This is a genomic window from Nostoc sp. WHI, from assembly GCF_015714725.1.
In the GTDB taxonomy this organism is placed as follows: Bacteria; Cyanobacteriota; Cyanobacteriia; order Cyanobacteriales; family Nostocaceae; genus Nostoc.
The window spans coordinates 1-4,162 of record NZ_WBKM01000070.1; the positions used below are offsets into that span (position 1 = coordinate 1).

The window sequence follows — 4,162 nt, forward strand, 5'->3', positions numbered from 1 at the left end:
GGGGAATGGGGAATAATCAATATTTCTTCTTCTTTGTCCCCCTCATCCCCCCACTCCCTACTCCCCACTCCCTACTCCCTTTAGTTCTAGTTCTAGCTCTAGTTGTTCTTCCTTCTGGCTGGTGGAAAGTATTTGCGGGAGTTGTTCTATTTGGAAATACTGGTGAAATTTCGGTGTTATTTGAAGTGAGTAGGAACGAGAATCGCTGTCTCGGCGTTTTCGGATGAAACCGAGTTCGACGAGTTCTGGAACGTGCTGATATACTCCTGAACCGCGTAGGTTAATTAAGTCGCTTTGAAGTATGGGACTATTGAGGGCGATCGCTGCCAAAGTCCGTAATGCACCTACACCCAATTCTACTGGTATCATAGTTTGCACTAAATCATAAAAGTCAGACCGCAGTTGCAAACTGTAACCATCTGGGGTTTCTACTACCTCTAAGGCACTATCTCGGTGGGCATAGTTGTCCATGAGTTCAATTATGCCTTCTTTGACAGTGGCGCGATCGCACGCGGCATACTCGGCGATTTCGCCGAGCGACAAGGGTTTACCCTTTAAATAGAGAATCGCTTCTATCTTCGTCGCTGTGGCTGTAATCATTTAGTCATTGGTCATTGGTCATTGGTCATTAGTACATGACAACTAATAATCAACAAGTGTGTGGCACTATATCGTAAATTGTCAAAATATTGTTTAAAACTCTCAAATTGGGAATTGGGCATTAGGCATTAGTTATTCCACCACTGCTCCCCCTGCCTCCCCTGCTCCCTACTCCCCACTCCCCACTTTCTCAAAAACCTCTACTCGTGAGGATAAATTCTGCGATCGCTAAATCTTGGGGAGTCGTCACTTTTAAATTTGTCTCCTCTCCCTCGACAATTCGCACCTCAATGCCGCACTTTTCAAATAAGGCGGCGTCGTCAGTTACTTCCCAACCTTGACGGACACCTTCAGCATGGCACTGTTTCAACAACTTGACATCAAATGCTTGGGGAGTTTGTGCTGCCCATAGTTGTCGTCTGTCGGGTGTTTCTTGAATTATGCCTTGTTCATCGACAACTTTGATGGTGTCTTTGACGGGTACACCAGCAATTAAACCGGCACAGTGGCGAATTGCCTCGGCACAAGAGTTAAATAAATCTGGTGTGATCAGGCATCTAGCGCCATCGTGAATCAACACTTGTTCTGCGGCTTGTGGTAGCGCTTGCAAGCCATTGTAAACAGATTCTTGGCGGGTGGAGCCACCTTGAATCAATTCCACTGGTTTAGTCAGCTTCAGATCGGCGAGAATTGCCTTAAAATCAGACCAGTCGGCAGGTTGAGAAATAATCCCGATCCAACTAATTGTACTGGCGGCTTCTGCGGCTAACAAAGTCCAAGCAATGATTGGTTGCGATCGCACTTTCAGCAGGAGTTTATTGCGGTTACTCCCCATTCTTTTTCCGATTCCCGCAGCTGGAATTAATAAATACACAGAATTCCTCTATCTTTAAGCTATATATTTTCCCCTAAAATAGGGAGCGAGTAAGCGTCAATAAATATTATGCGAGTAATAGCCCTTGTACCTGGCGGAATTGGCGATCAAATTCTCTTCTTTCCGACTCTAGATGATTTAAAGCGCTATTACCCTAACGCTCAGATAGATGTCGTTGTTGAACCCCGGTCAAAGGCTGCCTACCGGGTGAGCAAGTCAGTTCACGAGGTACTGGCCTTTGATTTTCAAGACCGTAACAGTCTGGCAGATTGGGGCAATCTGGTGGGCACAATTCGCGATCGCGAATACGATGTTGCCATTGCTGTTAAGCAAAGTTGGTTTGTGGGTCTTCTACTCTGGTTGACGGGAATTCCTATACGCATTAGCTACCAAGGCAAAGGCTCGGTTTTTCTTACCCACGCTGTGCCGTTTAAACCATCCCAGTATGCGGCGGAATTATATCACGATTTGCTGCAACCATTGTCCATAAAAACCCCTGTGCCAGAGTTAGCGGTAAATGTGCCAAAACCAGATATTGAGTGGGCACAAAAGGAACAAAAACGTTTAGGGGTACATGAAACAGGTTATATCTTGATTGATGGCGGTTCTGGCCAGTTATCCCAGGCTAAAGAACTGGATAAAATCTACCCTGTCCAGAATTGGCAGCAAATTATTCAAGACTTCCAATACAAGCAGCCGGATCTGCCTGTGGTAGTCATTAAGGGGTCTGGCGATGAACAGTTTGTGCGATCGCTTCTGGAGTCTTCTCCAGATATCAAGGTGACTGCGCCGGATGATATTGGCAAGTTAACTGCTATAATTGCCGGGGCAAATTTGATGTTGTCTACTGATAGTGCTGCACTACAACTGAGTGTTGCAGTCCAAACCTATACTATCTCCCTACTTGGCCCTACTGACCCAGCTAAGTTGTTGCCGAAAAACGATAAGTTCCTTGCCATTAAATCCCCTACTGGAAAAATGGCGGATATTTCACCAAACACAGTTTTGGAGAAAATTTGGGGTGGCTAAATCAAGAGTTTGTCCCAACTTCTGCAATCAGTCTATTGGATATCCAATGTAGTTAGTTATGCGTTTGTTTAATGACCGCAAAACCTGGATGTGACAGCTAGATTTTGCGGTTATTCAATATTAAAATATCTCAAAAAAAGCATCGTCTAATTCATAACCCAACATTTGGGCCATAGACTTCAGCCGCGATAGGCTGGGGATGCCCTGCTGTTTGAGCCAATCGCCTAAAATAAAGATTTTGTGCATTAAAAATATTTCTAAGGCTTCAGGATTGTACTGAATGCCTTCTTGAGAACTGAACTGGTGCGGTACAAGCATGGCGGCATAACGCGCGAACTCTCCAGCTTTCCAATCTAGTAAAAATGCTAACCAAGGGTATTTGGCATCCAGGCGCACAAACCAAAGCCGCACCTCTGGAATTTCTGAGAGTTCGCGGGGATCACCAGGTTGGAGATCGTAATTGATATCAAAGCGTAGCTGCTGTTCATGGGATGCAACCCCATCTTGCAGCAGTTGTTCAATCACCGTTGACGCAGGCGACAGATCCAGATTGTTAATGAAGTCGTTATTGAGTGCGATCGCGATTGTCATTGATTCAGCAGCCACTTTCTTGATGCTCAACTGTAGGATCGACAATCTACAGTAGCAGCTTTCAGGCATTGACGCTACATTTCCTTTTCGTAGCACAAAGTCTTCTTCACGAATTAATTAGTATTTTCTGATACTTTTTTGCTGATAATTGGTCAACCCATACAAACAAGTCTGACCTTTTCAAACTTCTCTGATACTTTTGCTTAGTTTTTGCTGATTTTAACAAATATACATCTAGTTGCTAGCCTTTATATGATCCACTGGCATCGCCACTCACTTACACCGTATTTTTCTCAATTTTAATGTAAATTTTATAATCGCTATAATTGCTCATCTTTAACTTAAATATTACTGATTAACATGATATACCATCAGAATTAGCTTGCTTGGGAAAGGCAACGCCTGCCCCAAGGTGGACATTTACAGCAATTTTAAGTTAAAGTTGTAATGAGTTTGTTTTAAATTAAGGTCTGATAAAATAGCCGTCAATAAGCAAAAATCATTATCGCCACCTGTGACTTCCGTAGCATCAAAAGCCAAAACACAAGTACAGGTATAAAGAGCGGTGTGCAATATCCTTACATATATAAAATAACCAATAAACACTGAGATGGGAAAATTCCCTCAACAGTTAATAAGCTGTAATAAATATGCAAAAACAAACAATTTCTTCTACAAGACCAATTCGTTCTCTAGAAGATGCGCTTGAGCGGTGTCAAATCCTGGGTATGCGAGTCAGCCGCCAGCGTCGCTTTATTCTGGAATTACTTTGGCAAGCAAATGAGCATCTATCTGCTAGAGAGATTTACGATCGCTTGAATCAACAAGGCAAAGAGATCGGTCATACCTCTGTTTATCAAAATTTAGAAGCATTATCAAGTCAAAGTATTATTGAATGTATTGAACGCTGTGATGGGCGTTTGTACGGCAATATCAGTGATTCGCATAGTCACATAAACTGTGTAGATACAAATCAAATTCTTGATGTTCATGTGGAACTGCCAGAAGATTTTATCCGCAAAATTGAAGAAGAAACAGGAGTGCGGATTACTGACTACAGTATTAACT

Annotated in this window: 5 protein-coding genes; 2 read left to right on the top strand and 3 right to left on the bottom strand. The window is 43.1% G+C overall.

Translation table 11 applies throughout. The annotated features are described in order from the left end of the window. Positions 1 to 57: 57 nt before the first annotated feature. Together scpB and ispD are read right to left on the bottom strand one after the other, a co-directional pair. The gene (gene scpB, locus F8S12_RS07210) at positions 58 to 600 is read right to left on the bottom strand and encodes an SMC-Scp complex subunit ScpB (RefSeq protein ID WP_196515640.1); all 543 of its coding nucleotides are present in this window, start codon (positions 598 to 600) and stop codon (positions 58 to 60) included. Positions 601 to 790: 190 nt separating this feature from the next. Beyond that, positions 791 to 1,474, bottom strand: coding sequence for a 2-C-methyl-D-erythritol 4-phosphate cytidylyltransferase (gene ispD / locus F8S12_RS07215; protein WP_196515641.1), 684 nt, complete (start codon positions 1,472 to 1,474; stop codon positions 791 to 793). Positions 1,475 to 1,543: 69 nt separating this feature from the next. Between ispD and F8S12_RS07220 the strand changes: the two genes are divergently transcribed. Then, positions 1,544 to 2,503, top strand: coding sequence for a glycosyltransferase family 9 protein (locus F8S12_RS07220; RefSeq protein ID WP_196515642.1), 960 nt, complete (start codon positions 1,544 to 1,546; stop codon positions 2,501 to 2,503). A 120-nt stretch (positions 2,504 to 2,623) separates the two neighbouring features. Here the strand turns inward: F8S12_RS07220 and F8S12_RS07225 are convergent, their stop codons facing one another. Continuing rightward, the gene (locus F8S12_RS07225) at positions 2,624 to 3,094 is read right to left on the bottom strand and encodes a CRR6 family NdhI maturation factor (protein ID WP_196515644.1); all 471 of its coding nucleotides are present in this window, start codon (positions 3,092 to 3,094) and stop codon (positions 2,624 to 2,626) included. A 650-nt stretch (positions 3,095 to 3,744) separates the two neighbouring features. Between F8S12_RS07225 and F8S12_RS07230 the strand changes: the two genes are divergently transcribed. After that, positions 3,745 to 4,162 (top strand): Fur family transcriptional regulator (locus tag F8S12_RS07230; RefSeq protein WP_196515643.1); only part of this gene is annotated, 418 nt, incomplete at its 3' end.